This is a genomic window from Microbacterium sp. NPDC056044, from assembly GCF_042267145.1.
Classification (GTDB): Bacteria; Actinomycetota; Actinomycetes; order Actinomycetales; family Microbacteriaceae; genus Microbacterium.
The window spans coordinates 130,336-155,532 of record NZ_JBHJWZ010000007.1; the positions used below are offsets into that span (position 1 = coordinate 130,336).

General features: G+C 72.4%; 26 protein-coding genes. 14 read left to right on the forward strand and 12 right to left on the reverse strand.

The window, feature by feature from the left end; all coding sequences use genetic code 11:
* Nucleotides 1-12 precede the first annotated feature (12 nt).
* Both mmsB and ACFC1I_RS19705 read left to right on the forward strand, forming a co-directional pair.
* Nucleotides 13-912 carry a 3-hydroxyisobutyrate dehydrogenase gene (mmsB, locus tag ACFC1I_RS19700; RefSeq protein ID WP_376013424.1) on the forward strand — a complete coding sequence of 300 codons (900 nt, stop codon included), beginning with the start codon at nucleotides 13-15 and terminating at the stop codon, nucleotides 910-912.
* A gap of 20 nt (nucleotides 913-932) precedes the next feature.
* Nucleotides 933-1,709 carry an enoyl-CoA hydratase-related protein gene (locus tag ACFC1I_RS19705; protein ID WP_376013427.1) on the forward strand — a complete coding sequence of 259 codons (777 nt, stop codon included), beginning with the start codon at nucleotides 933-935 and terminating at the stop codon, nucleotides 1,707-1,709.
* A gap of 6 nt (nucleotides 1,710-1,715) precedes the next feature.
* On the opposite strand, the gene ACFC1I_RS19710 is transcribed toward ACFC1I_RS19705, so the two are convergent.
* Nucleotides 1,716-2,252 (reverse strand): MarR family winged helix-turn-helix transcriptional regulator, encoded by a 537-nt coding sequence (locus ACFC1I_RS19710; protein ID WP_376013430.1) that lies wholly within the window; start codon nucleotides 2,250-2,252, stop codon nucleotides 1,716-1,718.
* Between the two features lie 178 nt (nucleotides 2,253-2,430).
* Here ACFC1I_RS19710 and ACFC1I_RS19715 point away from each other — a divergent pair, with 178 nt between their 5' ends.
* Genes ACFC1I_RS19715 through ACFC1I_RS19725 form a run of 3 tightly spaced genes read left to right on the forward strand, consistent with a single transcriptional unit; the run spans nucleotide 2,431 to nucleotide 6,045 of the window.
* Nucleotides 2,431-3,207, forward strand: coding sequence for an electron transfer flavoprotein subunit beta/FixA family protein (locus ACFC1I_RS19715; protein ID WP_376013433.1), 777 nt, complete (start codon nucleotides 2,431-2,433; stop codon nucleotides 3,205-3,207).
* Nucleotides 3,208-3,217: 10 nt separating this feature from the next.
* The gene (locus tag ACFC1I_RS19720; protein ID WP_376013436.1) at nucleotides 3,218-4,183 is read left to right on the forward strand and encodes an electron transfer flavoprotein subunit alpha/FixB family protein; all 966 of its coding nucleotides are present in this window, start codon (nucleotides 3,218-3,220) and stop codon (nucleotides 4,181-4,183) included.
* 5 nt (nucleotides 4,184-4,188) lie between these two features.
* Nucleotides 4,189-6,045 (forward strand): cytochrome b/b6 domain-containing protein, encoded by a 1,857-nt coding sequence (locus ACFC1I_RS19725; RefSeq protein WP_376013439.1) that lies wholly within the window; start codon nucleotides 4,189-4,191, stop codon nucleotides 6,043-6,045.
* Nucleotides 6,046-6,081: 36 nt separating this feature from the next.
* Here ACFC1I_RS19725 and ACFC1I_RS19730 read toward each other — a convergent pair whose 3' ends face one another.
* Nucleotides 6,082-6,762, reverse strand: a complete 681-nt coding sequence (locus tag ACFC1I_RS19730) for a pentapeptide repeat-containing protein (RefSeq protein WP_376013442.1) — start codon at nucleotides 6,760-6,762, stop codon at nucleotides 6,082-6,084.
* A gap of 230 nt (nucleotides 6,763-6,992) precedes the next feature.
* On the opposite strand from ACFC1I_RS19730, the gene ACFC1I_RS19735 reads away from it, so the two are divergent.
* Genes ACFC1I_RS19735 through ACFC1I_RS19745 form a run of 3 tightly spaced genes read left to right on the forward strand, consistent with a single transcriptional unit; the run spans nucleotide 6,993 to nucleotide 9,837 of the window.
* Nucleotides 6,993-8,258: a histidine kinase gene (locus tag ACFC1I_RS19735; RefSeq protein WP_376013444.1), complete on the forward strand. Its 1,266-nt coding sequence runs from the start codon at nucleotides 6,993-6,995 to the stop codon at nucleotides 8,256-8,258.
* Entirely contained in the window at nucleotides 8,246-8,956 is a 711-nt protein-coding gene (locus ACFC1I_RS19740; RefSeq protein WP_376013447.1) for a LuxR C-terminal-related transcriptional regulator, read from the forward strand. The genes ACFC1I_RS19735 and ACFC1I_RS19740 overlap by 13 nt, the downstream gene beginning before the upstream one ends.
* Nucleotides 8,953-9,837 (forward strand): DUF4097 family beta strand repeat-containing protein, encoded by an 885-nt coding sequence (locus ACFC1I_RS19745; RefSeq protein WP_376013449.1) that lies wholly within the window; start codon nucleotides 8,953-8,955, stop codon nucleotides 9,835-9,837. Before ACFC1I_RS19740 ends, ACFC1I_RS19745 begins: the two co-directional genes overlap by 4 nt.
* A 129-nt stretch (nucleotides 9,838-9,966) precedes the next feature.
* On the opposite strand, the gene cofE is transcribed toward ACFC1I_RS19745, so the two are convergent.
* Together cofE and ACFC1I_RS19755 are read right to left on the reverse strand one after the other, a co-directional pair.
* The gene (cofE, locus tag ACFC1I_RS19750; protein ID WP_376013452.1) at nucleotides 9,967-10,773 is read right to left on the reverse strand and encodes a coenzyme F420-0:L-glutamate ligase; all 807 of its coding nucleotides are present in this window, start codon (nucleotides 10,771-10,773) and stop codon (nucleotides 9,967-9,969) included.
* 99 nt (nucleotides 10,774-10,872) lie between these two features.
* On the reverse strand, nucleotides 10,873-11,379 hold the full coding sequence (locus tag ACFC1I_RS19755; RefSeq protein ID WP_045299709.1) for a GNAT family N-acetyltransferase: 507 nt from the start codon (nucleotides 11,377-11,379) through the stop codon (nucleotides 10,873-10,875).
* 195 nt (nucleotides 11,380-11,574) lie between these two features.
* Here ACFC1I_RS19755 and ACFC1I_RS19760 point away from each other — a divergent pair, with 195 nt between their 5' ends.
* Nucleotides 11,575-12,135: an acyl-CoA thioesterase gene (locus tag ACFC1I_RS19760; RefSeq protein WP_376013456.1), complete on the forward strand. Its 561-nt coding sequence runs from the start codon at nucleotides 11,575-11,577 to the stop codon at nucleotides 12,133-12,135.
* Nucleotides 12,136-12,138: 3 nt separating this feature from the next.
* On the opposite strand, the gene ACFC1I_RS19765 is transcribed toward ACFC1I_RS19760, so the two are convergent.
* Together ACFC1I_RS19765 and ACFC1I_RS19770 are read right to left on the reverse strand one after the other, a co-directional pair.
* Nucleotides 12,139-12,447 carry a hypothetical protein gene (locus ACFC1I_RS19765; protein WP_376013459.1) on the reverse strand — a complete coding sequence of 103 codons (309 nt, stop codon included), beginning with the start codon at nucleotides 12,445-12,447 and terminating at the stop codon, nucleotides 12,139-12,141.
* A gap of 67 nt (nucleotides 12,448-12,514) precedes the next feature.
* Nucleotides 12,515-12,826 carry a hypothetical protein gene (locus tag ACFC1I_RS19770; protein WP_056371885.1) on the reverse strand — a complete coding sequence of 104 codons (312 nt, stop codon included), beginning with the start codon at nucleotides 12,824-12,826 and terminating at the stop codon, nucleotides 12,515-12,517.
* 171 nt (nucleotides 12,827-12,997) lie between these two features.
* On the opposite strand from ACFC1I_RS19770, the gene ACFC1I_RS19775 reads away from it, so the two are divergent.
* The gene (locus tag ACFC1I_RS19775; RefSeq protein WP_376013462.1) at nucleotides 12,998-13,786 is read left to right on the forward strand and encodes an EAL domain-containing protein; all 789 of its coding nucleotides are present in this window, start codon (nucleotides 12,998-13,000) and stop codon (nucleotides 13,784-13,786) included.
* Nucleotides 13,787-13,807: 21 nt separating this feature from the next.
* On the opposite strand, the gene ACFC1I_RS19780 is transcribed toward ACFC1I_RS19775, so the two are convergent.
* Complete coding sequence (locus ACFC1I_RS19780; protein WP_376013465.1) at nucleotides 13,808-14,065, reverse strand: hypothetical protein; 258 nt, start codon at nucleotides 14,063-14,065, stop codon at nucleotides 13,808-13,810.
* 43 nt (nucleotides 14,066-14,108) lie between these two features.
* Here ACFC1I_RS19780 and ACFC1I_RS19785 point away from each other — a divergent pair, with 43 nt between their 5' ends.
* A complete protein-coding gene (locus ACFC1I_RS19785) occupies nucleotides 14,109-14,411 on the forward strand; it encodes a hypothetical protein (protein ID WP_376013468.1) in 303 nt (100 codons plus the stop codon).
* Here ACFC1I_RS19785 and ACFC1I_RS19790 read toward each other — a convergent pair.
* Nucleotides 14,403-16,355: a diguanylate cyclase domain-containing protein gene (locus ACFC1I_RS19790; protein ID WP_376013471.1), complete on the reverse strand. Its 1,953-nt coding sequence runs from the start codon at nucleotides 16,353-16,355 to the stop codon at nucleotides 14,403-14,405. The two genes, ACFC1I_RS19785 and ACFC1I_RS19790, sit on opposite strands and share 9 nt — an antisense overlap.
* A 225-nt stretch (nucleotides 16,356-16,580) precedes the next feature.
* Here ACFC1I_RS19790 and ACFC1I_RS19795 point away from each other — a divergent pair, with 225 nt between their 5' ends.
* A complete protein-coding gene (locus ACFC1I_RS19795) occupies nucleotides 16,581-17,132 on the forward strand; it encodes a hypothetical protein (RefSeq protein ID WP_376013474.1) in 552 nt (183 codons plus the stop codon).
* Nucleotides 17,133-17,243: 111 nt separating this feature from the next.
* The gene (locus tag ACFC1I_RS19800; RefSeq protein ID WP_376013477.1) at nucleotides 17,244-18,602 is read left to right on the forward strand and encodes a hypothetical protein; all 1,359 of its coding nucleotides are present in this window, start codon (nucleotides 17,244-17,246) and stop codon (nucleotides 18,600-18,602) included.
* Here ACFC1I_RS19800 and ACFC1I_RS19805 read toward each other — a convergent pair.
* Genes ACFC1I_RS19805 through ACFC1I_RS19820 form a run of 4 tightly spaced genes read right to left on the reverse strand, consistent with a single transcriptional unit; the run spans nucleotide 18,506 to nucleotide 21,154 of the window.
* Nucleotides 18,506-19,030 (reverse strand): hypothetical protein, encoded by a 525-nt coding sequence (locus ACFC1I_RS19805; RefSeq protein WP_376013479.1) that lies wholly within the window; start codon nucleotides 19,028-19,030, stop codon nucleotides 18,506-18,508. The two genes, ACFC1I_RS19800 and ACFC1I_RS19805, sit on opposite strands and share 97 nt — an antisense overlap.
* A complete protein-coding gene (locus ACFC1I_RS19810; RefSeq protein ID WP_376013482.1) occupies nucleotides 19,015-19,584 on the reverse strand; it encodes a hypothetical protein in 570 nt (189 codons plus the stop codon). Before ACFC1I_RS19810 ends, ACFC1I_RS19805 begins: the two co-directional genes overlap by 16 nt.
* On the reverse strand, nucleotides 19,574-20,239 hold the full coding sequence (locus tag ACFC1I_RS19815) for a hypothetical protein (protein WP_376013484.1): 666 nt from the start codon (nucleotides 20,237-20,239) through the stop codon (nucleotides 19,574-19,576). Before ACFC1I_RS19815 ends, ACFC1I_RS19810 begins: the two co-directional genes overlap by 11 nt.
* Nucleotides 20,240-20,248: 9 nt before the next feature.
* Nucleotides 20,249-21,154, reverse strand: coding sequence for a LysR family transcriptional regulator (locus tag ACFC1I_RS19820; RefSeq protein ID WP_376013487.1), 906 nt, complete (start codon nucleotides 21,152-21,154; stop codon nucleotides 20,249-20,251).
* A gap of 164 nt (nucleotides 21,155-21,318) precedes the next feature.
* On the opposite strand from ACFC1I_RS19820, the gene ACFC1I_RS19825 reads away from it, so the two are divergent.
* On the forward strand, nucleotides 21,319-25,074 hold the full coding sequence (locus tag ACFC1I_RS19825; protein ID WP_376013489.1) for a bifunctional proline dehydrogenase/L-glutamate gamma-semialdehyde dehydrogenase: 3,756 nt from the start codon (nucleotides 21,319-21,321) through the stop codon (nucleotides 25,072-25,074).
* Nucleotides 25,075-25,197 lie beyond the last annotated feature (123 nt).

The following is a 25,197-nucleotide window of genomic DNA, read 5'->3' on the forward strand; positions in this document are numbered from 1 at the left end:
AGGAGGTCCGACATGAAGATCGCATTCCTGGGACTCGGCCACATGGGCCTGCCCATGGCGCGGAATCTCGCCGGCAGCGGCCACGAGGTCATCGGCTTCGACGTCTTCCCGGCCGCGGTCGACGCGGCGCGTGAGGCGGGGCTCGCCGTGGCGGATTCCGGAATGGATGCTGCCACCGCCGCTGACGTCGTCATCACGATGTTCCAGACCGGCGCGCAGGTGCTCGAGGCCTATCGGGGTTCCGGCGGGGAAGCGGGCCTCCTCGGAGTCGCAGCATCCGGAGCACTGTTCATCGACTGCTCGACGATCGCCGTGGACGAGGCGCGCGCCGCGCACGCGCTCGCCGAGGCGGCCGGGCACCGCGCGCTCGACGCCCCCGTCTCGGGCGGGGTGGTCGGAGCCGAGAACGCCACGCTCGCGTTCATGGTGGGTGGCGCGGACGACGACTTCGAGGCGGCACGGCCGCTCCTCGAGGCGATGGGCCGGCGCGTCGTGCACTGCGGCGGCGCCGGTCTCGGTCAGGCCGCGAAGGTGTGCAACAACATGATCCTCGCGGTGTCGCAGATCGCCGTCGCCGAGGCGTTCGTGCTGGGGGAGCGGCTGGGGCTGTCGCACCAGGCCCTCTTCGACGTGGCCTCGAACGCGTCGGGCCAGTGCTGGGCGCTCACGACGAACTGCCCCGTGCCGGGGCCGGTGCCGACGAGTCCGGCGAACCGCGACTACCAGCCCGGCTTCGCCGGGGCGCTCATGAACAAGGACCTCGGCCTCGCCGAGCAGGCCGTGCAGCTCACCGGAGTCGACGCCCGCATGGGCATGCTCGCGCGCGAGATCTACGCCCACTACGCCGACGGCCCCGGCGCCGGCCAGGACTTCTCCGGCATCATCAACTCCATCCGCGAGTTCTCGGACTGACCTGGAGGATCGACGAACACATGACCGACTACGAGACGATCCTCGTCGAGACGCGCGGGCGGGTCGGGTGGATCACCCTCAACCGTCCCGAGGCGCTGAACGCGCTGAACTCGCAGGTGTGCCGCGACGTGGTGGCCGCAGCATCCATCTTCGATGCCGACGACGGGATCGGCGCGATCGTCGTGACCGGCTCGGAGCGCGCGTTCGCGGCCGGCGCCGACATCAAGGAGATGGAGTCCAAGAACGGGCTCGAGATGCTGATGGGCGACCACTTCGGCGGCTGGGCCGACTTCGCCGCCGTGCGCACGCCGGTGATCGCGGCCGTCTCGGGCTACGCCCTGGGCGGCGGGTGCGAGCTCGCGATGATGTGCGACATCATCCTCGCCGCCGACTCCGCGAAGTTCGGGCAGCCCGAGATCAACCTCGGCGTCATCCCCGGCATAGGCGGCTCGCAGCGCCTCATCCGCGCGGTGGGCTACTACAAGGCCGCCGAGCTCATCCTCACGGGACGGATGATGGATGCTGCGGAAGCCGAGCGTGCCGGACTCGTCTCGCGCGTCGTTCCCGCCGCCGACCTGCTCGCCGAGGCGCAGCAGACCGCCGAGACCATCGCGTCGAAGAGCCTGCCGTCGCTGTACGCCGCGAAGGCCGTGCTGGACGCCGCGCTCGAGACCTCGCTCACCGAAGGCCTGCGCCTCGAGAAGCACGTGTTCGCGGCCCTGTTCGACACCGCCGACCAGAAGGAGGGCATGGCCGCCTTCCGCGAGAAGCGCGCCCCCGAGTTCACGGGGCGGTGACCTGGATCAGAGAGGGTCGGGTACCGGGCGCGGCTCGGTGAAGTCGCCGGCGTCCTTGCGGAAGCGCGCGATGATGCGCACGAGCTCGGTCGTGTCGGCGTCGGTGAGCCCCGGATCCTCGAAGACCTCGGTGTTGAGCGCCGTGGTGGCCCGCTCCACGAGCTCGCGCCCCGAGGCCGTGAGCACGAGCATCGCCGCGCGTCCGTCGCCGGGGTGCGGCTCCCGCGAGACCAGGCCGTCGCGGGCGAGGCGGTCGACGGTGTTCGTGACGCTCGTCGGGTGCACCTGCAGGCGGGCGATGGCACTGGCCATCGGCATCCGTCCCTCTCGGGTGAAGCCGAGCAGGCGCAGCATCTCGTACCGGGCGAACGAGAGGCCGAACGGACGTAGGGCGGTGTCGATGCGCGCGAACAGGAGCTGCTGCGCCCGGATGATCGACGTCACGGCGGTCATGCCGCCGGCGGCCGATTCCCAACCATGGGCGATCCACTGGCGCTTGGCCTCGGCGATCGGGTCGACCGGAAGACGCTTGGGTGCTGCCATGACGACCTCCTCGCTCCACCGTACCGGTCGAGACCGGGATGGACGGACGATGGATGCTCCGAATCGGCGTTTATGTATACACACGGCCCGTCAGGGGTCGGTCATCGCCGGTTCATTTCGCGGGATTGGGTACATTGCGCTGCGAGCCATAGACTCGTGCGCAGCGTGAGGAGATCGAATGAAGATCGTCGTCCTGGTCAAGGAAGTCCCGGATACCTATGGGGACCGCAAGCTGTCGCTGGAGACCGGCCTCGCCGATCGCGGCGCGAGCGAGACGGTGCTCGACGAGATCGGTGAGCGTTCGCTCGAGGTGGCGCTCTCGTACGCCGACAAGACGCCGGGCACTGAGGTCGTCGTGTTGTCGATGACGCCCGAGTCGGCGTCGGCGACGGTGCGCAAGGGCCTCGCGATGGGCGCCGCGTCGGCCGTGCAGGTCGTCGACGAGGGGCTGCTCGGCGCCGACCTGGGGCTGACCGCGGAGGTGCTCGCCGCCGCGCTGCAGCGCACCGGGTTCGACCTGGTCATCGGCGGCAACCTCTCGACCGACGGGACCGGCGGCCTCATCCCCGCCATGGTGGCCGAGATCCTCGACGTGCCGGCGGCGACGTACCTGAGCGCGGTCGAGATCCGCGAGGGCGAGGTGCTCGGCACGCGGGCGTCCGACGGTGCGACGCTGCAGGTGACGGCGGCGCTCCCGGCGGTGATCTCGATCACTGAGGCGCTGCCCGACGCGCGCTTCCCCAACTTCAAGGGCATCATGGCGGCGAAGAAGAAGCCGTTCGAGACCCTGTCGCTCGCCGAGCTCGAGATCGACCCGCACGACCCCGCCGCGTCGCGGTCGATCGTGATCTCGCTCAGCGAGAAGCCGCCGCGCGAAGCCGGCGTCAAGATCGTCGACGAGGGAGACGCGGGGCAGAAGCTCGCGGACTTCCTCATCCAGAACCGGCTCGCGTGAGGGTGCTCCGATGACGTTTGCAGAAGACTCGATCCTGGTCCTCCTCGACACGACGCCCTCGGGCGCGCTCGCCAAGACGGCGGCCGAACTGCTGGGCGCCGCGGCCTCGGTGGGCACGCCGGTCGCGCTCATCGTCGGCGACGCCGCGCTGGCGGCGGATGCTGCGGCCCTCGGCGCCGCGTCGGTGCTGGTCGCGCCGGCCGGTGAGGGGCTGACGGTTCCGCGCGTGGATGCGCTGACGGAGGCCGCCGACCTGGTGCGCCCCGACGCCATCCTCGTCGCGAACTCGGTGGAGGGCCGCGAGGTCGCCGGCCGGTACGCCGCCCGCACGCGTTCGGCCGTCGCCGTGGACGCGATCGGCGTCTCGCGCGACGCGGAGGGCGTGGTCGCGCACCACTCCGTCTACGGCGGCGCGTACAACGTCGACTCGGCCGTCACGTGGGGCGCGCCGGTCATCACCATCCGTCAGGGCTCGATCGACGCTCGCGCCGACGCGGTCGCCGGGGTCGAGGCGGAGCCGCTCGAGGTTCGAGCCTCGGGCCGTCGTGCCGCGACCGTGACCTCGGTCGACGAGGCCGTCGTGTCGTCGACGCGCCCGGAGCTGCGTGGTGCGGCGAAGGTCGTGTCGGGCGGCCGCGGGCTCGGGTCGGGCGAGAAGTTCGCGCTCGTCGAGCAGCTGGCCGACGCGCTCGGCGCCGCGATCGGCGCGTCGCGCGCCGCCGTCGACGCAGGGTACGTGCCGTACTCGTACCAGGTCGGGCAGACCGGTGTGTCGGTGTCGCCGCAGCTGTACGTGGCGCTCGGCATCTCGGGTGCGATCCAGCACAAGGCCGGTATGCAGACCGCCAAGACGATCGTCGCGATCAACAAGGACGGCGATGCCCCGATCTTCGAGATCGCGGACTTCGGCGTCGTCGGCGACCTGTTCACGGTGGTGCCGCAGCTGATCGCCGCGCTCGAGGCGAAGAAGGCGTAACCCGCATGGCGACGTTCGGTTCCTCGGTGCGGCGCGGGCTGCCGCGCGTGCCCGGCGGCGAGCCCTGGCCCCCGGCGGGTGAGGCGCCCGCGGTCAACGGCAACGGCTCCGCGCCGGCAGAGGCCCTGGTCGCCACGGTGGCCGTCGGCGGTGCGGCCCTCGCGCAGGCGCCGGTCGCGGGCGGTGCTGCGTCCGCAGCGGCGCCGGTCGCCGAGGCGGCGCATTCCGCGGGAGTGGTTGCTGCGCCCGCGGGTGTCGCGCCCCCTGAGGCCGTGGTGGCCGACGTCGACGCTGTTCCGCAGTCGGCTGTGGCGGGTGCGCAGGTCGATGACGCGCCGAAGGTGACTGCGGAACCGATGGGCGCCGCCGCGACGCGGCCGGTGCGCCGGGGTCTGCCGCGTGTGCCCGGCGGCGAGCCGTGGCCGCCCGCGGGTGTCGCCCCGGCCGCGAACGTCGCGCCTGTTGTCGCCCCCGCGGACCCGCATGTGGTTCCGCAGTCGGTTCTGGCGGGTGCCGCGACGGATCACGCACCGCAGGTGACTGCGGAACAGCAGCAGCCCGGCTCGACGGCGGAGTCGACGCAGCCCGCCGCGAAGGCGGCCGCACCGGCCGCGGCGGCCGTGCAGCAGGTGACACCTGCTGCGGGCGCGAAGGCGTTGCGCCGGGGCCTGCCCCGCGTGGCGGGCGGTGAGCCGTGGCCGCCGGCCGGGTTCGCGCCTGCTGCGACCGTCGCGGCCGGGGCCGCGGTGGTGGATGCTGCGTCCGCACCGATCGCGGAGGCGCCGGCGGTGCCCGCGGCAGAGGTGGCAGCATCCGTTCCTCCTGCCGTGCCGGCGACCGCCACCGGCGTGCCGCTCGACCGGCCGTTGCCGTTCACCCGCACCGTGTGGGCGGGCGCGACCGCGAACACCCGCCCGGCTGCCAAGGCCGAGCCGAAGCGGATCGGCCCGTTCACCCGCACCCAGTGGGCCGGAGCCGTCATCGTCGGCGGGGCCGGACTGCTGTACGCCGCCGCGATGGCCGTGTTCGCGGTGCGCTGGCTCCTGAGCACCACGTGGGGTGTGGACTTCCTCGCCGCCTACCCCGGCGAGTACCACCTGCCCGAAGGCGCCCCCGTGGGCTTCCCGGCGTGGCTCGGGTGGCAGCACTTCTTCAACGTGTTCCTGATGGTGCTGATCATCCGCACCGGACTCACGGTGCGCACCGAGAAGCGGCCCACCGCGTTCTGGTCGCCTCGCAACAACAACCGGCGCAAGATCAGCCTGAACCTGTGGTTCCACCAGTCGCTCGACATCCTGTGGCTGGTCAACGGCGTGATCTTCGTCGTGCTGCTGTTCGTGACCGGGCAGTGGATGCGGATCGTCCCCACCTCGTGGGAGGTCTTCCCGAACGCCCTCTCGGCCGGGCTGCAGTACGTCTCGCTGGACTGGCCCACCGAGAACGGCTGGGTCAACTACAACGGCCTGCAGCAGCTCGCCTACTTCACCACCGTCTTCATCGCGGCGCCGCTGGCTGCGATCACGGGTGTGCGCATGTCGGGCATCTGGCCGAAGAACGCGGCGGGGCTCAACAAGGCGTACCCGGTGGAGTGGGCGCGAGCCGTGCACTTCCCGGTGATGCTGTACTTCGTGGTGTTCATCGCTGTGCACGTGTTCCTGGTGTTCGCGACGGGTGCATTGCGCAACCTGAACCACATGTACGCCGCGCAGGGCAGCGTCGATCCGAACGCGTATGCCGACAACTGGACCGGGTTCTGGTTCTTCGTCGCATCGCTCGTCGTCATCGCCGCCGCCTGGGTCGCCGCCCGGCCGCTCGTGCTCGCGCCGATCGCGCGCCTGTTCGGCAAGGTCTCGGGCCGCTGACATCCGCCGGGCGCCGAAGGGCGCCCGGCGCAGCGGTTACTCGACCACGAGGCCGGCGAGCTCCGCGAGGGCGGGGGCCATCAGCTGCAGCTGCTCGGGTGAGATGGTCGCACCGCGGAGGCCATCCATCCCGATGACCTGGCCGACGTCCGCGCCGCGCAGATCGACGTCGGTCAGCCGGGCGCCGCTGGCGTTCAGTGTGCCGATGCGGGCGCCGTCGAACGCGACGCGGCGGGCCGCAGCATCCAACAGGTCCATCTCGTCGATGGTGCAGTCCACGAAGGCGACGTCGAGCAGCTCGGCTCCGCGGAGGTTCACGTAGCCGAGCTTGCACCGGGTGAAACGGACGCCTCGCCACGCCGAGTCGAACGCCTCGAGTGAGCCGAGCCTGCTGTCGCGGATCTCGACGTCGCGCCACCCGGTGCGCGCCGCCGACACGGCGGGCACGTTCGCCCCGGCGAAGACGGATTCGACGAGGTGGGCGCCGCGCAGCGCCCACGTGCCGAGGTCGAGGCCGTCGAACCGGCAGGCCTCGACGGTGGCGCCCGACTCGAGCTGCCAGGTGTCGCGGGCGATGCCCGCGTACGCGACGCCGTCGAGGCGGCCGGCGTCGAGCATGTCGTCATCGCCCGGGTCGAGTGCGCCGAGCGCCGACTCGTCGAAGTCGAAGGAGGGTGACTGGGTGCCCGCGCTCTTGCGGGATCGTGCGGCTGGCATCGCGGCAACCCTAGCCGGTGCCGCCGACGTCCCGCCGGTTCCCCCGGTTCCCCCGGGTTTGGGGCGCGATCTCTCCGTTGGGGCGGAGAATCTCCGCCCCAACGGAGGAAATGCGCCCCGAACCCGCCTGAGGTCGGGGAACGACGGCGCCGGGGTGGGGGATAACCCGAAGAGAAGTGTGCGGGTGGCACGGGCGCGCGCCGCGGCACCGCGCGCCTACCGTAAGTGACATGACCTCCTCGGACTCTCCTCCCGTCCGCCCGGTGACGCGGCCCGCCCAGGTGGCGGGCGCCATCGCGCAGCTGGCCGCCCTCGGCGTCATCGGCGCCGCGGCCTTCTCCCTCCTCTTCACCTTGCTCGGCGTGGGCATCGGCCTCGTGTTCGTGATCGGCATCGGCCTCGTCGTGCTCGTCGGCCTCGTCTACGTGCTCTACGCGCTCGGCTGGCTCGAGACCGAGCGGGTCGACGGCCTGTACCGCTTCGGCCTGCCGCGTCTGCGTCTGCGCTCGAGCGGCCGCCCCGGATTCGGCGGCTTCCTGCGGACGCTCTGGCAGCAGGCGATCGACCCGGGCACGTGGCGCGCCATCGCGAACCTCGCGATCGCCACGATTCTCGGCTGGGTCGTCGTGACCCTCGCCGGCCTCATGGTGTCGGGCGCCGTGCTCGCCTTCGCGCCACTGTTCGCCGACGCGAACGCCGTGCGCCTCGCACGCACCGGCATCGAGGTGCCGCTCGCGTGGGCGGTTCCCGTCGGCATCTTCGCCGCGCTCTTCTCCGCCGCGGCGATCGTCGGGCTCGGCGTGCTCCACGGCATCATCGCGCGGGCGATCATGGTCCCCTCGCGTGAGGCCCAGCTCGCCGCTGCGGCCCGCACGTCGAGCCAGCAGCACGCCGGCGCGGTGCGCGCCGCCGACGTCGAGCGCACGCGCATCGAGCGCGACCTCCACGACGGCGTGCAGCCGCGGCTCGTGTCCGTGGGCATGACCCTCGGGCTCGCGCAGCAGAAGATCGACGCCGACCCCGAGGCCGCGAAGGAACTGATCACCGAGGCGCACACCTCGACCAAGGCGGCCATCACCGAGCTGCGGCAGCTGGCCCGAGGCATCCACACGTCCGTCCTTGACGATCGCGGCCTCGACGCCGCCATCTCGGCGCTCATCGCCCGCTCGGTCGTGCCCGTGCACACCGACGTGCGGCTCGACGGCCGCTGCAGCCGCGACACCGAGGCCGCCGCGTACTTCGTGATCGCCGAGGCCCTCACCAACGCCGCCAAGCACTCCCGGGCGACCGAGGTGCGCGTGGTCGCGCGGCTGCGCGAGCCCGGCACGCTCTGGGCCCGCGTCGAAGACAACGGCGTGGGCGGCGCGCGGGTCATCCCCGGCGGCGGCCTCGACGGCATCGTCAACCGCGTGCTCGCGGCCGGCGGCGAGGCGCGCATCGACAGCCCCGCCGGCGGACCCACCAGTGTGGAGGTGAGCATCCCGTGCGCATCCTGATCTGCGAGGACTCGGCGCTGCTGCGCGCGGGCCTGGTGCGGGTGCTCGAAGACTCCGGCCACGAGGTGGTCGCGGCCCTTCCCGACGCGACCGGCCTCGACGCCGCGGTCGACGAGACGGCGCCCGAGCTGTGCATCCTCGATGTGCGCCTGCCGCCGACGTGGGTCGACGAGGGCATCCGCGCGGCGCTGTCGCTCAGGGCCCGCCTGCCCCAGCTCGCGGTGCTCGTGCTGTCGCAGTACGTCGAGGAGCGCTACGCCGCCGACCTCATCTCGTCCAGCGGCGGAGCCCTCGGCTATCTCCTCAAGGACCGCGTCGCCGACGTCACCGACTTCCTCGAGGCGATCGATCGCATCGCGGCCGGTGCCACGGTGCTCGACCCCGAAGTGGTCGCGCAGCTCCTCAGCCGCAGGACGAGGGACGAACGGATGCTGCGCCTCACCGAACGCGAAGCCTCGGTGCTCGCCCTCATCGCGGAAGGACGCTCGAACCAGGCGATCGCGAAGACCCTGCACGTGAGCGAGGGCAGCGTCGAGAAGCACATCACCGCCGTCTTCCAGAAGCTGGACCTCGAACCCGACGAATCGGGCAACCGGCGCGTGCTCGCCGCGATCGCCCACCTCGAGCACGGCGGCCCGACGCCGCCGGCTCCCACGACACCGAGCGGCCGCGGGCCGCAGACAGGAACGAACCGATGAGCACGACCCTGACCCCTCCTCCCGTGGTGCCCGGCGCTCCCGGCGGCCCGGGCGGCGCCGGCAACCCCGTCGAGCCGCCGCGGCCCTCCTCCGGCGGATCGCGCGCCGTCGCGATCGTCGTGATCGTGCTGGGCGGCATCGTGCTCCTCGGCGCCGGGATCTCGGCCGCCGTCGGCACGATCGCCTCGGCATCGGTGCACACGTCGGCCCGCACGGTCGATGCCGCCGGTGTCGAGGAGCTCGACATCGACGCCGCCGCCGGAACGCTGCGCGTCGAGTTCTCGGACGTGCAGGAGGCCGAGCTCGAAGTGACCAGCTCGTGGGACGCCGATGCGTGGCGGCTCGAACGCGACGGCGACATGCTGCAGCTCTCGTCGCCCGATCGCTCCGGCTGGTTCGGCTGGCGCGGCTGGTTCGGCGACGGGGGAGCGGACGCCGTGCTGCGGCTGCCGAGCTCCCTCCAGGGCCTCGACGCCGACGTGTCGCTCGCGGCCGGCGAGTTCGTGACCGACGGCGAGTTCGGCGAACTCGACCTGTCGCTCGCGGCCGGCGCGTTCAACGTGTCGGGTTCGGCCGAGTCGCTCAGCGCCGACGTGAGCGCCGGCCGCGGCACGATCGAGCTCGACGGCGTGCGCGAGGCCGACCTCACCGTGAGTGCGGGCTCCCTCGACGCGACGCTGACGGGCGCGCAGCCCGACTCCATCGAGCTCGACGTGAGCGCCGGTTCGCTCCGGCTCACCGTGCCCGAGGGCGACTACGATGTCCGCTCCGAGGTCTCGGCCGGCCAGTTCGACAACAGCATCGGCTCGACGCCCGGCGCCTCGAGCACGGTCGACGTGCAGGTCTCGGCCGGCCAGGCTGTGCTGAAGTCCGGACGCTGAGCCGCAGCATCCCACCGGCCCGTCGTCGCTCCCCGCGACGGCGGGCCGGTTCCGCGTGTCGGGGAGCGACGGATGCTGCGCCCCGGCGCCGCGCGCCGGCAGCGGCGCCTGCGGCTGCCCGAGCCGCAGTCAGGGCCCGGAGCTGAACGCCTCGGACTCGGCGTCGCGGCCCCGCGCGAGCCCCGCGGCGAAGCCCTCGGCATAGGCCTCGTCGGCGCCGAGGCGGAACATGTCGCGTTCGAGCGGGCGCACGATGGAGCGGGCGCCGGGGAGGTCCAGGGCTCCGACGAGGTCGGCGCGCCCGCGGACCACGGCGACGGGGCGGCGGGCGGCCTTGCCCTTGACGAGATCCGCCGCCGCGGCGAGTTCGTCGCCGACGCACGGCATGGTGACGACGAGCGGGCGGCCCTCAGCATCCGTTCCCCCGCGAAGGTCCTCGAAGACGTGCACGCCGCCGGCGCCGATCGCGTGGTCGGTCTGGCCCTCGCGCCAGGCGCGCCCGAGCGTGTCCGACACGATGACGCCGACCTCGACGCCGAGGCGCTCTCGCAGGCCCCCGGCGATCGCGCGGGCGGACGCGTCGGGGTCGACCGGCAGCAGCAGCACGGTCCCCTCCGGGGTGTTCGAGGCGTCGACGCCCGCGGCCGCAGACACCATGCCGAGGCGGTTCTGGACGATGCGCGTCGTCGCCCCGGTCGGGGTGCTGCGGGATGCCACGACCCGCACGGTCTCGGACGTGATGGCGTCTTCGCGGTCGTCGGCGACGACGAACCGGCCCTCGGCCTTCGAGACGATCTTCGAGGTCACGACGAGGATGTCGCCGTCCGTGAGGTCATCGGCCGCTGCGCGGGCGATGACGTCGACGAGGTCGGCGCCCGCCTCGATCTCGGGGATGCCCTCGAGGGGCCAGACGGTGAGCGCGGTGCGAGGCGGCATGCGTCCAGTCTCGCGGATGCGCGACGGGTCGGCGTCCGCCTCACGAAAGGCTGAGGGGCGTGCCCGGCGAACCGGACACGCCCCTCGAACAGCGGTGGATCAGCGCACGAAGCGCACCTCGGTGAGGGTCTCGCCGAGGAAGGGCTCGGTGTGCGTGGCGCCGTCGAGCGCGAAGCCGTTGCGCGTGTAGAACCGGTGCGCGCGGGGGTTGTCGTCGGCGACCCACAGGTAGAGGCCCTCGGCGGGCTCGACGACGGCGTCGAACAGCTTCTGGCCGATGCCGGTGCCGTGGTGGGCGTCGAGCAGGTAGATGAAGTACAGCTCCCGGAACCGCGGGGCGTCCTTGTCGCGGGCAGGCCCGGAGCCGGCGAAGCCGACGATCTCGCCGTTCACGAGCGCGGCGAACATCTTGAACTCGGGACCCTGGACGGCCCAGTGCGTCCAGAGTTCGGCGAGGCGCTTGGGCGAGACGGCCTCGAGGGCGGCCTTGCTGATGAGGTGGTCGTACGTCTCGTGCCAGGCGGTCGCGTGGACGCGACCGAGGGCCTCAGCATCGACGTCGCGGACCGGACGGACGACGATGTCGGTCTGGGTTTCGGCTTCCATGGCCAGACTCTACGCGCGTCGGCGCGAGACCCGAAATCGAGCGAACGCCCGGTGAACGAGGGCTGACGAACGGATGCTGCGGCCCGGCGGATCTCCGAAGCTCGCGGGCTCGAGAGCTGAGCGGACGCACGGGCGGCTGTCGGGATCCGACAACCGAATCGGCACTCCCGTCGAGGATCGCTACGATCGCACCTCGTGAACGTGATGTGGCGGACCCTGCTCGTGATGGTGAGCGCGCGGCGGCGGCTGCGCCGCGGCGGACGGCTCGGCCCGAACGAGATCAGCCGCATCCGGCTCACGACGCTGCTCACCGACATCGACCTGCTGCGTCACATGAACAACGGGCGCTATCTCTCGCTGTTCGATCTCGGCCGGTGGGACCTGCTCGTGCGCACCGGCCTGTGGGACGTCATGAAGACGTACGGCTGGTACGCGGTCGTGTCGAGCGAGACGGTGACGTTCCGCAAGTCGCTGAACCTGTGGCAGAAGTTCGACGTCGAGTCCCGCATGATCGGGCACGACGACAAGGCCGTCTATCTCGAGCACCGTGCCGTGGTCGGCGGCGAGGTGTACGCCCGCGCGATCATCCGCGCCCGCATGATGAAGCGCTCCGGCGGGACGCTGCCGCACGAGGAGCTCTTCGCCGCCATCGGCCGGCCCGAGGGCGTTCCCGAGGTGGATGCGTGGGTGCATGACTGGGCCGCAGCATCCGCTCTCCCTCCCACGCGCGCGGAAGCGCCCAGCGTCTGGAGCTGACGGTCAGCGGAGGAAGATGGCAGTCGCTATCAGCGACATCGCCGCGATGATGCCCACGTTCGTGGTGGCGAGCAGCAGCGTCCAGAACCGGCTCGGCTGAAGGTGGGTCCAGCTGTGGTGATCGACGGCGTCCAGAGCGGCGTCGAGTGAGCGGTAGCGGCCGACGGTGCGGCCGCCGCGCGTCGCCACGTAGCCCTGTCGATCCCGCTTCACCGCGCCGACCTGGCGTCCGAAGCGGTCGGCAGCCCAGGAGCCGCGCTCGGGGGTCGACCAGTGGATCTCACCGACCCGGTCCTCGGTGTGCTGTGTCATGCGTCCACGCTAAGGACGCGCTGTCACCCGGCTGCGGGTCTTGACAGCGGTGCGTGGCGCCGTCTATTTACGGCGCCGCCGGGTTGTCGGGCTCCGGCACGATCGTGAGGCCCGCGGGAGAATTCGCCGCCTTGGCGAGGGCATCCACCCACGCCGGGTTGAGGCGCGGCTGACGGCCGCCGAAGTACTCGAACGCCAGAGAGACGTTCGGGCTCAGCCACACCGACGTGCGTCCGAGGCCGGCGCGGGTCGGGTCGCTCCACGTGAACGGGAAGGACTCGCCGCGTCGCAGCTTGGCCCAGATGACCGCCTGCAGGTGCGCGAGGATCCGGTCGTCGATCGACGTCGTGACGCGGGTGTCGTAGGTGAGCGTGCCCATCGCCCCCACCTTATCCCCGGGATCCCGCGATCTCAGCCCACGAGCCGAGGCGATGCGCTGATCTGCGACCGCGGTCGCATGCCGGCGCCGGCGCCGGGAGCGTACTATACGCCGATTCTCGGCGTTTGTCGGGTGTTGCGCCTCGGTGCGAACGTCCTGGACGCTGGTCGCATGCCCCGTACTGCCCAGCTGACTCGCGACTTGCGCGCCGCGCTCTCGACCGAGGAGCTGTGGATCGCCTTCCAGCCGCAGTACCTGCTCGCGCCCGAGGGATCCGCCGATGCCGCGGTGCCGACCGATCCCGTCTCGGTCGAGGCCCTCTGCCGCTGGGACCATGCCCTCCTCGGTACCGTCCCTCCCGACACGTTCATCCCGCTCGCCGAGCACGGGCACTTCCTCGACGAGCTCGACCTGCAGGTCTTCGGCCGCGCGGCCGGGCACGTGACGCGGTGGCGCGACTCAGGACACCCGCTCGGCCTCGCGGTGAACGCCTCTCCCGCCCACTTCTCGCGGCGGTATGCCGATACGGTCGTGTCCCGGCTGGACGGGCTCGGCATCGACCCGACCGGTCTCACCATCGAGATCACCGAAGCGCCCACCCCGCAGCTGCGTCCCGAGATGATCACGGCGATGCAGACGCTGCAGTCGGTGGGGATCTCGATCTCGGTCGACGACTACGCCGGCGGCGACACCACCGTGGCGATGCTCGAGGCGCTGCCGATCGACGAGGTCAAGATCGACCGGTCGCTCGCGCAGCGCACCGACGCCGAAGCCGACGACGCGATCGCCGCGGTCGTGGAGAGCAGCGCCGCGCACGGCTGGCGCGTGCTGGCAGAGGGCATCGAGACGACCGCCGACCTCGAGCGCGCGCGTCAGCGGGGCTGCCACCGCGGTCAGGGCTACCTGTGGGGTCTGCCGATGCCCGCCGAGGAGATGGACACGCTGCTCGCCGCGGTCTGAGACGACCGGGACGCGCTGCCGTCAGAGCTCGTAGTCGGCGAGGTCGTCGACAGGGTCTTCGATCGGCGCGGGGGCTTCCCCGACCTCGAACTGCGACCACGTGACCGGCATGCCCGGCGAGAACAGGATGTCGACGCCCGGTCCGCCGCGCAGCGGCGGGATGTTCACGTACCCGCCCCCCGCCTTGATCGCCTCGAGGATATTGGTCTTCAGCTCCGACACGGGGTCGGGCAGGAAGTAGTCGCGTCCATCGACGGTGAGCCGGTTCACGATCGCCATCGCCCCAGCGTACCTGCCGCTCACCCGCCCGTAGGATCGATCCGTGGGCATACTTCACTACGGCGCACCCCCGGCGTCCTTCACGATCGACGATCGCACCCTCGCTCACCTCGAGCTGGTGATCATGGCGAAGCTGCGGCGCCGGGAGAACCTCTCGTTCGCGCACGTCGATGAGGACACGTCGCTGCGTCAGGCCGTCTGGATCTCGTCCGTCACCCCGTTGCGGTTCGAGTACTCCGGCCCGATGCCCGAGATCAACCGGCTGTGGCTGCAGGAGCTCATCGACGCCGCGAACTCGTCCGCCGGCCTCCGGGTCCTCCCCGAGCCCGAGCTCCCGTCACGCTGAGACGCGGCCGCCGCCGTCCCGCTTCGCGCGGTACATCGCCGCGTCCGCGGCATCCAGCAGCCCCCTGGGGCTGATCCCACGCTCAGCCGCCACGACGCCTGCCGAGGCGCCCACGGCGACCTCCACGCCTCGAACGGTGATCGGCTCGGTGATCGCGGCCAGCGCCCTCGAGGCGATCGCGGCGGCCTCCTCCGGTCCCGCGTTGACGCACACGATCACGAACTCGTCGCCGCCCAGCCGCACGACGATGTCCGAGGTGCGGGCCACACCGCTCAGCCGCCGGCCGATCGCCGCCAGGACGGCGTCGCCCATCTCGTGCCCGTGGGTGTCGTTGACGAGCTTGAAGTCGTCGAGGTCGAGGAACACGACCGCCACGGCGGCCTCCGACCCGTGCAGCAGGTCGTCGAGCCGGTCGTCGAGGAAGCGGCGATTGTGCAGGCCGGTGAGGGCATCGCGCAGCGCGAGCTCGGCGAGCTCCGCCTGAGTGCGGGCGACCATGGCCGAGCGGATCTCCTCGCCGAGGTCGAACGCGTCCTGCGCGTGCTCGCCCCAGGGGAGGCTGCGCCCCGTGACACTCTCGCGCCACGCGGAGAACGACCGGCGCGGCGACAGCGGCGTGTCGCGGTTCTCCGGCCGCTGATCGCCGAGCCAGTCGACGGTGCGCGAGACCTCGCTGCGCACGAACACGAGCGCGTCGCCGTCGGCGCCGAGCGGGACGACGAGGAGGCCCGTGACGCCCGGTACCTCGACCGCGAGCTCGGGGCGCTCGACCGGGAGCGCCTCCCACAGCAGCCGTCCCGGGCCGAGTTCGTCGATCACGGCGAACAGACGGGCCGGCGGCGGCACGACGCCCACGGTGTGGACGGCATCGCCCAGCCGCAGCAGCGCGCCGTCGGCCGGAACCACATCGAGCACGGTGCGCTCGCCGCTCATCAGCACGGCGCCGACGTCGCCACGCCCGTAGAGCGGTGCGATGATGGCGATCCGGCGCTCGCGCGCCTCGAGCTGACGGCGGAGGCGCCGGATCTGCTCGGCGGCCGCGAGCTGCGTGACAACCTGGGTCGCCATGACCTCGAGGGCACGCCGCAGCAGCACCGGAATGCGCCGCGGGGTGCGGTGCGCACACGTGAACATGCCGACGAGGCGGTCCTCGATGACGAGGCCGAACGACACCGTCGACGCCTGCCCCATGTTGCGCATGAACTGGAGGTGGTGCGGCGAGACGGCGCGCAGCTCGGTGCCCCCGAGGTCGACCGGGGCGTCCTCCGGCAGGAGCGTGTGGAGGGCGAGCCCCGGGTCCTCGGTGTCGGCGATCACCCGTGACCGCTTCTCGATGTACAGCGCGCGGGCCTGCGCGGGGATGTCGGACGCGGGGAAGTGCAGCCCGAAGTAGGGCTCCATGTCGGGCTCGCGCTCGTCGGCCACGACCTGCCCGTGGCCGTCGTCGTGGAACTCGTAGCACATGACCCGGTCGTAGCCGGTGATGAGCTTGATCTCTCGCGCGGCCTGCCGGCGCAGCTCGTCGGGGTCGGTGACGCCGGCCAGGCGCTGGATCGCACCGACGACTCCGGTGCGGACGTACTCGAGCTCGGGGACGACCGGCTCGAGCTCGACGATGAGCGGCACCGTGCCGCGATGCGCGATGACGTCGTAGGCCGAGCCCTCGAACTCCGCCCGCACCGGATCGACGGCCAGCCCCTCGCTGAGCGCCCACGAGAGGGTGTCGCTGCCGGCCTCGCGCAGGTCACGGCCGAGCCAGTGCTCGACGTTCTCGCTCGCGACGACCACGACGCCGGTCGCCTCGTCGATGCCGAAGAGGGCGCCGTGCGCCTGGATGCGCCCGATCGTGCGGATCTGCTCCTGCGAGCATTCCTGCAACCGGAGGGTCTCGGCGTCATCGCGGGGACGGTCCGGGTCGTAGACGAGGGCAGGAAGATCGGTCAACGCGGGTCCTAACGGGCGGAGCATGGCGGGTGGGGGGAACAGCGTCGGCGAGAGCCCTCATCCTATGCGGGCGGCCCCGAGGAACCTAAGAGTCCCCAGTCCGCCGAAGGACCTAGCGCACCCCGCGTTCGCACGCAACGGGTTTGCCGCCCGCCGGACGCGGAGGTTGCCTGGCAGTGGTGGCGCCGGCCGATACCGCCGGCGCCGGAGGGAGAAGGAGGAGCCGTGGATACGACCACCCTGATCTGGATCATCGTCGCCGTCGTCATCGTGCTCGCGATCGTCGTCGTCGCCCTGCTGCTCACCGCGCGCGGGCGCCGCGAGCGTCGCCGCGAGCACCAGCACGATCGCGCCGAGAAGATGCGCGAGGAGGCGCGCGCCACCGAGCTGCAGGCCCGCCAGCACGAGGCCGAGGCGGCGCGGGCGAGCGCCGACGCCGCCGCCGCCTCCGCAGCGGCGGAAGACGCCAAGGCACGCGCGGCCGAAGCGGCGATGGACGCCGAACGCCGCGCCGGACGCGTCGACGACTACCGCGCCGAGGCGCAGGACCTGCGCCAGCAGCACGCGGAGGCGATGCGCAAGGCCGACGACGTCGACCCCTACGTCGACGACACCGGGCGCCGCGACGCCACGGTGCGGTCGGACGCCGCCTACACCGGCGACGCCGGCGACGACCGCGACACGGTGCTCGAAGGCACCGAGCGCGAGCGGCAGGCGGACGCCGAGACACGCCCGCCGTCGCCGCCGGAACGCCACGAGCACACCGAGCGCACCTGAACGGGAGACGGATGCTGCGACCCGCCGCCGCGCGGGCCGCGGCGTCGCACGGCGCCGGGGGACGCAGCATCCGTCGCTCGAGAATGCCGGGGCTCCCGCTAGCGTGGGTGCGTGACCGACGTGCTCGAGGTGCTGCGCACCGCCGGCCGCCTGCTGTGGCGCCACTGGCCGGTGCTGCTCGCGCTGTACGTCGGCGCCATCCTCGCGCGCTACGTCGTCATCGAGTTCGCGGGGTGGGTCGGCTCGTACAGCGCGGTCGCCGGCTCGCTGCTGCTGCCCGTCGCGATCCTCGTGCGCCTGGTCGCCCTTGTCGGCATGCTGCTGGTCCTGCGGGACGGCATGCGCCGGCTGCGCGCGATCGCACCGCTTCCCGAGGATCGGCCCTCGCGGCGCCGGGAGTTCTTCTCCGCGCTGATGGCCGGCATCCTGCCGTTCTTCGCCTTCTACGCGGCGTGGGGCTACCTCCGTGAAGACGCCGCGGCGTACTCCGCCCGCGTGCTCGAGGAGAGCTCCGGGCGCGACCTGGCAGCGGCGGTGCTGGGCGGGGACGCCGGGGGCGACGGGCTCGCCGGGGAGCTCACGCTCACCCCGATCACGGTGGCGATCGTCGTCGTGGCCTATGCGCTGCGCTGGCTCCTCACGCGCTACCGCGAGCGGCTGCCGAAGTGGTTCGGGGTCTTCGCCGCGTACCTCGAAGCCGTGTGGGTCTACTTCGCGGCTGTCGTCATCTCGATCGTGCTGGGCGCGATCGGCTCGTGGATCTCGTCGCGGCAGGGGATGGTGTGGCTCGCCGACCTCCGCGAGGCGATCTCGTCGGCGTTCGTGCCGCTCGCGTGGCTGTGGGAGGCCGTGGAGTGGGTGCTCGGTGAGGCCGGCGGCCTCATCCTGCTCCCTGTCGCGTGGCTCACGATCGCCGGTGTCGTCTACGGCCGCGCGGTGGCGCCGGCGCCCGTCCCGACCGAGGCGCTCGGCGGCGAGGTCGGCCGCCGCATCCGCTCCCGCTACCGCTCGCTGCCGCAGCGGCTGCGGGCTCGGCTCGCAGACATCTGGAGCGATCTCGTGTCGCGCTTCACCCCGATCGGCCGGGCGCTCGTGCTCATGTGGCGGGCCGGGCCGGTGCTGATCACCGGGTTCGTGCTGCTGTACACGCTGCTGCTGTGGCTGCAGGGCGTGCTCGAGTGGGCGGTCCCGCGCGTGGTCGGGCCGCAGGACGTGAACGACTTCTGGTTCGTCTACGACCAGCTGATCTTCCTCATCGCGCCGCTGCTCATCGAGCCCGTCCGCATCGCGCTCGTCGCAGGCGGGTACGACGCGGTGGTCGGCACCCTGAGCCCGCCCCGCATCGAGGACGCAACAGAGGCTTCCGCCCAGGATCAGGGCTCGACGACGGCGCTGACGAACTCGGGGTACGCGTCGGGCGAGGCGACCTCGAGCACGAACGGGCCGGAGGCGTCCTCGGGGACGAGGTAGTCGAGCTCCAGCGTGAAGGGGGCGGTGGCCTCCGGATCGCAGAGGGTCTGCCGGTCGGGGTCCCACTCCCGGCCGAGGTCGCTCGCCGCGTTCCACTGCCGCTCGCGACCGCCGACCTCGCGCAGCACGGGCTGGGTGCACGCGAAGGGCGCCGCGCCAGGATCGACCTCGACGGCGACGGTCACCACGCGGGTCTCCTGTAGCGCGAGGGGAAGGTCGGCGAACTCGGCGGCGACGGGGCCGACCACCGCGCCGGCGTACTCGGTCGCTGCACCGGGAGCGAGGGCGATCGCCCGCGTCGGGCTGTTCGCGACGCCGGGGGCGGTCTCGTTCCACCAGATCGTCACGGCCAGCGCGGGGACCAGCACGATGAGCGCCCCCAGGCCCAGGGCGTTGCTGCGCCACCAGCCGGTCACGGGTTCGCCCATCCGGTCTCGCCGAGTTCGGCCCGCGCCACGCGCGCCGCGTCGGCCACGTCGAAGGGCAGGACGATCATCGAGTCCAGGCGGGTGTCGCTGCGGAGGGCCAGTTCGAGCACCGCGTGACCGGAGTCGAGATCCGCCGGGAGCTCGAACGCCAGGCTTCCCGTCTGCGGGATGCCGGCTGCCAGTTGTGCCCGCACGAGGGAGGCCGGCCGGTCGCTCGCGCTGTAGCGCACGCCGTCGATCTCGAGCATCGCGTGGCCGAGGCGGGCGAAACGCTCCGTCGTCACCGCCGCCACCTCGAGGTCGACGACCACCCAGTTCCCTTCGGCGGCCCAGCGGCCGTCGTGCGCGCGGACCTCGGCGGCGCGGCGGATGTCGACGACCGTGGCTTCGAGGTTCCGGCCGGTCGCCGGCTCGTCGATGGCCGCCGTCACCACGAAAGGAGACTGCGCCTGCTCTTCGCCGGGCGTCGCGAGCGCGACGAACCACGCCGTCACGAGGAATGCCGCCGCGAGAGCCCAGGCCGCCCAGCGCGGCAGGCGCCGGTCAGCTGCCATCGCCGCCGTCCTCATCGACGCCGGCTCCCACATCGTTCACGCTCACCGTCACCGTGGCGTCGGCGACCGGGTCGTCCCACCATCGCCCGGTCGTCACGAACGAGCCGGTGTAGAGCGAGAGGTCGTACAGCGTCACCTCCACGTCTTGGCCGTCTGCGAAGGCGTCGGCATCGACCGCCCACGCGTACACGAGCTCGGCGGGCACGCCGGGCTGCAGCACGGGGGAGGAGGTGGTGTCGTCCATGCGGGCCGCAGCGGGCTCAGCCGCGCCGACGCCGGCGACCCGGAATGAACCGGCGACTCCTTTCGGGCCGGTCGAGGACAGCGGCTCATCCCACCCGTTCTCGACCTCCACGACGAGTGCGAGCACCCGCTCGCCGTCTTCGACGGACACCCCGGCTTCGGGCAGCGCGTCGATCAGCACGGCGCGCTGCACGGTCAGCGACCGCTGGTCGGTGACGTGCGGCTCTCCCGGGTCGAGCGTCGACAGGTCGGCCGGCGCGGCCGTCGCCAGGCCCCCGAACGCGGCCGTCGCGAGCAGGAATGCGCCCGTGGCGATGCCCGCGAACCACTTCGTCGGCACTCGATCGCTCGCCGCCCGCAGCCACGCGAACCGGCGCCGGGGCGCGCGGGTGGCATCGGGCGACTCGGACACCAGCCCAGCCTAGGGGGAGGAGAGAAGGCGGCCCGGTGGTGACGGGAACGCGTCGTGCAGGGCTCGGCGCACCTCGAGGATGCCTGCGCGGGCCGCGGACGCGGTGCGCTGCGCCGTGAAGATCTCGCGCGCCGGCCGACCTGGGAGGTCGAGCAGCGACACCGGGATCGCCGAGCCCTCCCACAAGAGGTCGGGCAGCACGGCGACCGCCTGACCTGCTGCGACGAGACGCGCATGCGCCGACAGATCGGCGAGCTCGTACCGCACGTCGGGCTCGAACCCCGCGGCGCGGCACTGCTGCACCGCCCACAGGCGCGCGGCCGTGCCTGCGGGTTCCATCACCCACGGGCGCTCCCGCAGATCGTCGAGCGTGCGGGCCGGATCGGTGGATGCCACGGCCAGACGAATCGGGTCGGTCCCGAGTGGATCGCGCTCGAGGCCGGGCTCGTGGGCGCGCGTGTGCCCGGGGTACTGCTCCGCGATCACGAGGTCGACGCCGCGGGCCGAGAGCTCGAACAGGCCGCTCTCGGGCGGCATCTCGACGAGTTCGACCCGCAGATCGCGTGCACGCTCGGCGAGGAGCCCGAGCGCTGCGGGCACGATCGCGAGCGCGGCCGTCTGCATGACCGCGACGCGCACCGGCGCGAGCCCGGGGTGCAGCGACTCGAGCTCGCCGCGCGCCTGCTCGTCGAGGTCGAGCGCGCGCGCCGCGTGTGCGGCGAGAACCCGGCCGTGCTCGGTGAGCCGCAGGCGCCGGCCCTCCGGCTCCAGGAGCTGTACACCCGCCTCCTTCTCGAGCTGCGCGAGCTGCTGCGAGATCGTGGACGGGCTGTACGAGAGCGCGTCGGCGACGGCGGCCAGCGTGCCGCGCAGCGCGAGCTCGTGGAGCAGTCTGAGGCGACGCAGCTCGAGCATCAGCATCCCATCGAAGAATCCGAACGATACAGATCGTAGATGATCGCTTTTCACGAATGAAGGGATGCCTCACCCTTGACCTCATGCAGCAGGTGGAGCCGATGGCGCACGATGAGGTGCAGGCTGGGAGCACGGAGTCCCACGACGTGACGGCTGGAGTGCGAATGGAAGACCGATCCGACGAGCGATGGGCCGGCGAGGCCGTCGCCCTGGCAGAGCGGTGGATCGCCGAGAGCGCCGAGGTCGAGGTCGATCCGGCTGCCGAGCGGCTGGCCGGTGTGCTCAAGGATCCGAACGGCCTGCCGTTCACCATCGGGTTCGTCGACGGCGTGATGCGGCCCGAGAGCCTGTCGGCCGCAGCATCGCATCTCCACCGCGTCGCGCCGCTCGTGCCGGAGTTCCTGCCGTGGTATCTGCGCGGCGCCGTGCGGGTGGGTGGGGCGGTCGCGCCGGTGCTGCCGTCGCCGGTCGTGCCGATCGCGCGCCGCGTGCTGCGCGAGATAGTCGGGCACCTCGTCGTCGACGCCCGCCCCGACAAGCTCGGCCCCGCGATCGCGACCCTCCGGGGCAGCGGCGCGCGCCTCAACCTCAACCTGCTCGGCGAGGCGGTGCTCGGCGAGCAGGAGGCACTGCGCCGGCTCGAGGGCATCCATGAGCTCATCCGCCGCCCCGATGTCGACTACGTGTCGGTCAAGGTCTCGGCGATCGCCAGCCACATCTCGATGTGGGCGTTCGACGAGGTCGTCGACAAGGTCGTCGAGCGTCTGCGGCCGCTGTACCTGACCGCTGCCTCGGACGGCACCTTCATCAACCTCGACATGGAGGAGTACCGCGACCTCGATCTCACGATCGCGGTGTTCACCCGCCTGCTCGAAGACCCGCGCCTGCGTCAGCTCGAGGCCGGCATCGTGCTGCAGGCCTACCTGCCCGACGCGCTGCCCGCCCTCGCTCAGCTCACGGCGTGGGCGCAGCAGCGCGTCGACGGCGGCGGCGCCCGCATCAAGGTGCGCCTCGTGAAGGGCGCGAATCTCGCGATGGAGCGCGTCGACGCTGTCATGCACGACTGGAGCCTCGCGACCTACGGCGAGAAGGTCGACTCCGACGCCAACTACGTGCGGTGCCTGCGCTTCGCGCTCGATCCCGCCCGCACGCGCGCGGTGCGGATCGGCGTCGCGGGCCACAACCTCTTCGACATCGCGTACGCCTGGCTGCTCGCCGGTGAGGCCGGCGTGCGCGACGCCGTCGAGTTCGAGATGCTGCTCGGCATGGCGCAGGGCCAGGTCGAGGCGGTCACCCGCGAAGTCGGCCACGTGCTGCTGTACGTGCCGGTCGTGCGCCCCGACGAGTTCGACGTCGCCATCAGCTACCTCGTGCGCCGCCTGGAGGAGAACGCGTCGAGCGACAACTTCCTCTCGGCCGCCTTCGACCTCGCCGACGACCCGGCGATGTTCGACCGCGAGCGGGACCGGTTCCTCGCGTCGCTCGCCCGCGCCGCCGATCCCGCCCTCGCGACCGGGCCGAACCGGTCCCAGGACCGCGCGGCCGAGGCGTCCGAGGCGAGCGGGGCCGCGGAGCCCGGCGCGGCCGGTGTCGCCGACGAGTCGCCGCGGGCCCAGGCACGCCTGCGCCGGGCTGCGGCGGCGACCGACGAGTCCGGCCTCACCCAGGCCGTGATCGGCATCGCGCGCTCCACCGTTCCCGGCGACACGGCGCCCCTCGAGCGGTCCGTCCCCGAGCAGGTGTTCGGCGCCGAGGCGTTCGTCGAGACCGCGGTGTTCGCGCCGCGCGAGTCCGCCGGCCCGCGTGCGGCCGGCGCCCCGGGCTTCCGCAACACCGCCGACAGCGATCCCGCCCTGCCTGCCAATCGGGCGTGGGCGCGCAGCATCCTGTCCCGCATCGAGACGTCGCGTGCCGGCGACGCCACCGTCGAGGCGGCCCGCGTGACCGACGAGCCGACGCTGCAGGGCATCGTGGCGCGCGTGCGCGACGCGGCACCGGCGTGGGGCGCGCTCCCGGCGGCCGAGCGGAGCCTCGTGCTCACCGCCGCCGCCCGCGCGCTCGAGGCCCGGCGCGGCGAACTCATCGAGGTCGCCGCCTCAGAGACCGGCAAGGTGTTCGCCGAGGCCGATGTCGAGGTGAGCGAGGCCGTCGACTTCGCCAACTACTACGCCGCGACAGCGCGCGAGCTCGACCGCGTGAGCGGTGCGGTGTTCGAGCCGGCTCGGCTCACCGTCGTGACCCCGCCGTGGAACTTCCCGATCGCGATCCCCGCGGGTGGCGTGCTGGCGGCGCTCGCCGCGGGATCCGGCGTCGTCTTCAAGCCCGCGCCGCAGGCCCGCCGCTGCGCCGCGGTCGTCGCCGAGGCGCTGTGGGAGGCCGGCGTGCCGCGCGACGTGCTCGCCCTCGTCGACATCGACGAGGGCGGCCTCGGGCAGACCCTGCTGTCGCACCCCGACGTCGACCGGGTGATCCTCACCGGAGCGTGGGAGACGGCGGCCCTGTTCCGCTCCTGGCGCCCCGACCTGCCGCTCCTCGCCGAGACCAGCGGCAAGAACGCGATGATCGTCATGCCAACGGCCGACCTCGACCTCGCGGCATCCGATCTCATCAAGAGCGCGTTCGGCCACGCCGGCCAGAAGTGCTCCGCCGCGTCGCTCGCGATCCTCGTGGGTCCGGTCGGCCACTCGCAGCGCTTCGCGCGTCAGCTGACGGATGCTGCGACCTCCCTCCGCGTCGGCGCGCCGTCCGACCCCCTCAGCGAGGTCGGTCCGGTCGTCGAAGTGCCGCGGGGCAAGCTCCAGTGGGCGCTGACCACCCTCGACGAGGGGGAGTCGTGGCTCGTGGAGCCGAAGCGCGTGGACGCGGCGCCCGAGTACGACGGGCGGCTCTGGAGCCCCGGCATCCGCACCGGCGTCCAGCCCGGCTCGCGGTTCCACCGCGAGGAGTTCTTCGGCCCGGTGCTCGGCATCATGCACGCGTCGTCGCTGGCGCACGCGATCGAGCTGCAGAACGCCGTCGCCTACGGGCTGACGGCGGGGCTCTACACGCAGAACCCCGACGACCTCGCGCTGTGGCTCGACCGCGTCGAGGCGGGGAACCTCTACGTCAACCGCGGCATCACCGGCGCGATCGTGCAGCGCCAGCCGTTCGGTGGCTGGAAGCGCTCGTCGGTCGGTGCCGGAGCCAAGGCCGGCGGCCCGAACTACCTCGTCGGTCTCGGTCGGTGGCGCGCCACCTCCGGCGCACCCGCGTCGGCGACGCTGCACCTGCGCGGCCTCGACACCCGCATCGTCGCGCTCATCGAGGCGGCTCAGCCGTCGCTGGACTACGAGGCGTTCGAGTGGCTCCGCCGCGGCGCCCTGTCGGACGCCATCGCGTGGGACCGCGAGTTCGGCCAGGTCAAGGACGTCTCGGGCCTCGGCGTCGAGCGCAACCTGTTCCGCTACCGCCCGATCCCGTCGGTCGCGCTGCGAGCCACCTCGGACGCGTCGTGGCAGGCCGTGCTGCGCGTCGTGATCGCGGGCCTGCGGGCAGGATCGCGGCTGACCCTGAGCGCGCCGGTGGGCCTGCCCGCAGCCGTGCGCCGCGTGCTCGCCGAGGAGGACGTCCCCGTCTTCGTCGAGACCGACGAGCAGTGGCTCGAGCGCCTCACGGCGGTCGACATCGTCGCGGCGGCCGCCGACGCGGACCCCGAGCCGCGGCCCGCGCGCGTGCGGCTCATCGGCCCCTCCCCGTCCGTCTCTGCCCTGCACACCCGGGTGGCAGAGGCGCTCGCCGGCGACCCCGACCTCGCCGTCTACGACAACGAGGTGACCACCTCGGGCCGGCTCGAGCTGCTCCCGTTCCTCCACGAGCAGTCGGTGACGATCACCGCGCACCGCTTCGGCAACCCCGACCCCTGGAGCGAATCCGTCATCTGACGCGAAGGAATCCGGATGCTGCGGCCCGCGGCATCCGGATTTCCGGGTCGCGTTTCTACAACGTTAGAAGTTTCTTCGTCATTCGGCTTGACAGCGCCTCGGCTCGCGGCGCACACTGTTCTC

Bases quoted from the DNA above. Each gene is read 5' to 3' on its own strand.
- ACFC1I_RS19765 (WP_376013459.1), bottom strand. From the start codon at position 12,447: ATGACACAGCACACCGAGGACCGGGTCGGTGAGATCCACTGGTCGACC.
- ACFC1I_RS19805 (WP_376013479.1), bottom strand. From the start codon at position 19,030: ATGGGCGAACCCGTGACCGGCTGGTGGCGCAGCAACGCCCTGGGCCTG.
- ACFC1I_RS19745 (WP_376013449.1), top strand. From the start codon at position 8,953: ATGAGCACGACCCTGACCCCTCCTCCCGTGGTGCCCGGCGCTCCCGGC.
- ACFC1I_RS19715 (WP_376013433.1), top strand. From the start codon at position 2,431: ATGAAGATCGTCGTCCTGGTCAAGGAAGTCCCGGATACCTATGGGGAC.
- ACFC1I_RS19770 (WP_056371885.1), bottom strand. From the start codon at position 12,826: ATGGGCACGCTCACCTACGACACCCGCGTCACGACGTCGATCGACGAC.
- ACFC1I_RS19775 (WP_376013462.1), top strand. From the start codon at position 12,998: ATGCCCCGTACTGCCCAGCTGACTCGCGACTTGCGCGCCGCGCTCTCG.
- ACFC1I_RS19705 (WP_376013427.1), top strand. From the start codon at position 933: ATGACCGACTACGAGACGATCCTCGTCGAGACGCGCGGGCGGGTCGGG.
- ACFC1I_RS19725 (WP_376013439.1), top strand. From the start codon at position 4,189: ATGGCGACGTTCGGTTCCTCGGTGCGGCGCGGGCTGCCGCGCGTGCCC.
- ACFC1I_RS19810 (WP_376013482.1), bottom strand. From the start codon at position 19,584: ATGGCAGCTGACCGGCGCCTGCCGCGCTGGGCGGCCTGGGCTCTCGCG.
- ACFC1I_RS19825 (WP_376013489.1), top strand. From the start codon at position 21,319: ATGGAAGACCGATCCGACGAGCGATGGGCCGGCGAGGCCGTCGCCCTG.
- ACFC1I_RS19735 (WP_376013444.1), top strand. From the start codon at position 6,993: ATGACCTCCTCGGACTCTCCTCCCGTCCGCCCGGTGACGCGGCCCGCC.
- ACFC1I_RS19780 (WP_376013465.1), bottom strand. From the start codon at position 14,065: ATGGCGATCGTGAACCGGCTCACCGTCGATGGACGCGACTACTTCCTG.
- ACFC1I_RS19730 (WP_376013442.1), bottom strand. From the start codon at position 6,762: ATGCCAGCCGCACGATCCCGCAAGAGCGCGGGCACCCAGTCACCCTCC.
- cofE (WP_376013452.1), bottom strand. From the start codon at position 10,773: ATGCCGCCTCGCACCGCGCTCACCGTCTGGCCCCTCGAGGGCATCCCC.
- ACFC1I_RS19720 (WP_376013436.1), top strand. From the start codon at position 3,218: ATGACGTTTGCAGAAGACTCGATCCTGGTCCTCCTCGACACGACGCCC.
- mmsB (WP_376013424.1), top strand. From the start codon at position 13: ATGAAGATCGCATTCCTGGGACTCGGCCACATGGGCCTGCCCATGGCG.
- ACFC1I_RS19820 (WP_376013487.1), bottom strand. From the start codon at position 21,154: ATGCTCGAGCTGCGTCGCCTCAGACTGCTCCACGAGCTCGCGCTGCGC.
- ACFC1I_RS19755 (WP_045299709.1), bottom strand. From the start codon at position 11,379: ATGGAAGCCGAAACCCAGACCGACATCGTCGTCCGTCCGGTCCGCGAC.
- ACFC1I_RS19710 (WP_376013430.1), bottom strand. From the start codon at position 2,252: ATGGCAGCACCCAAGCGTCTTCCGGTCGACCCGATCGCCGAGGCCAAG.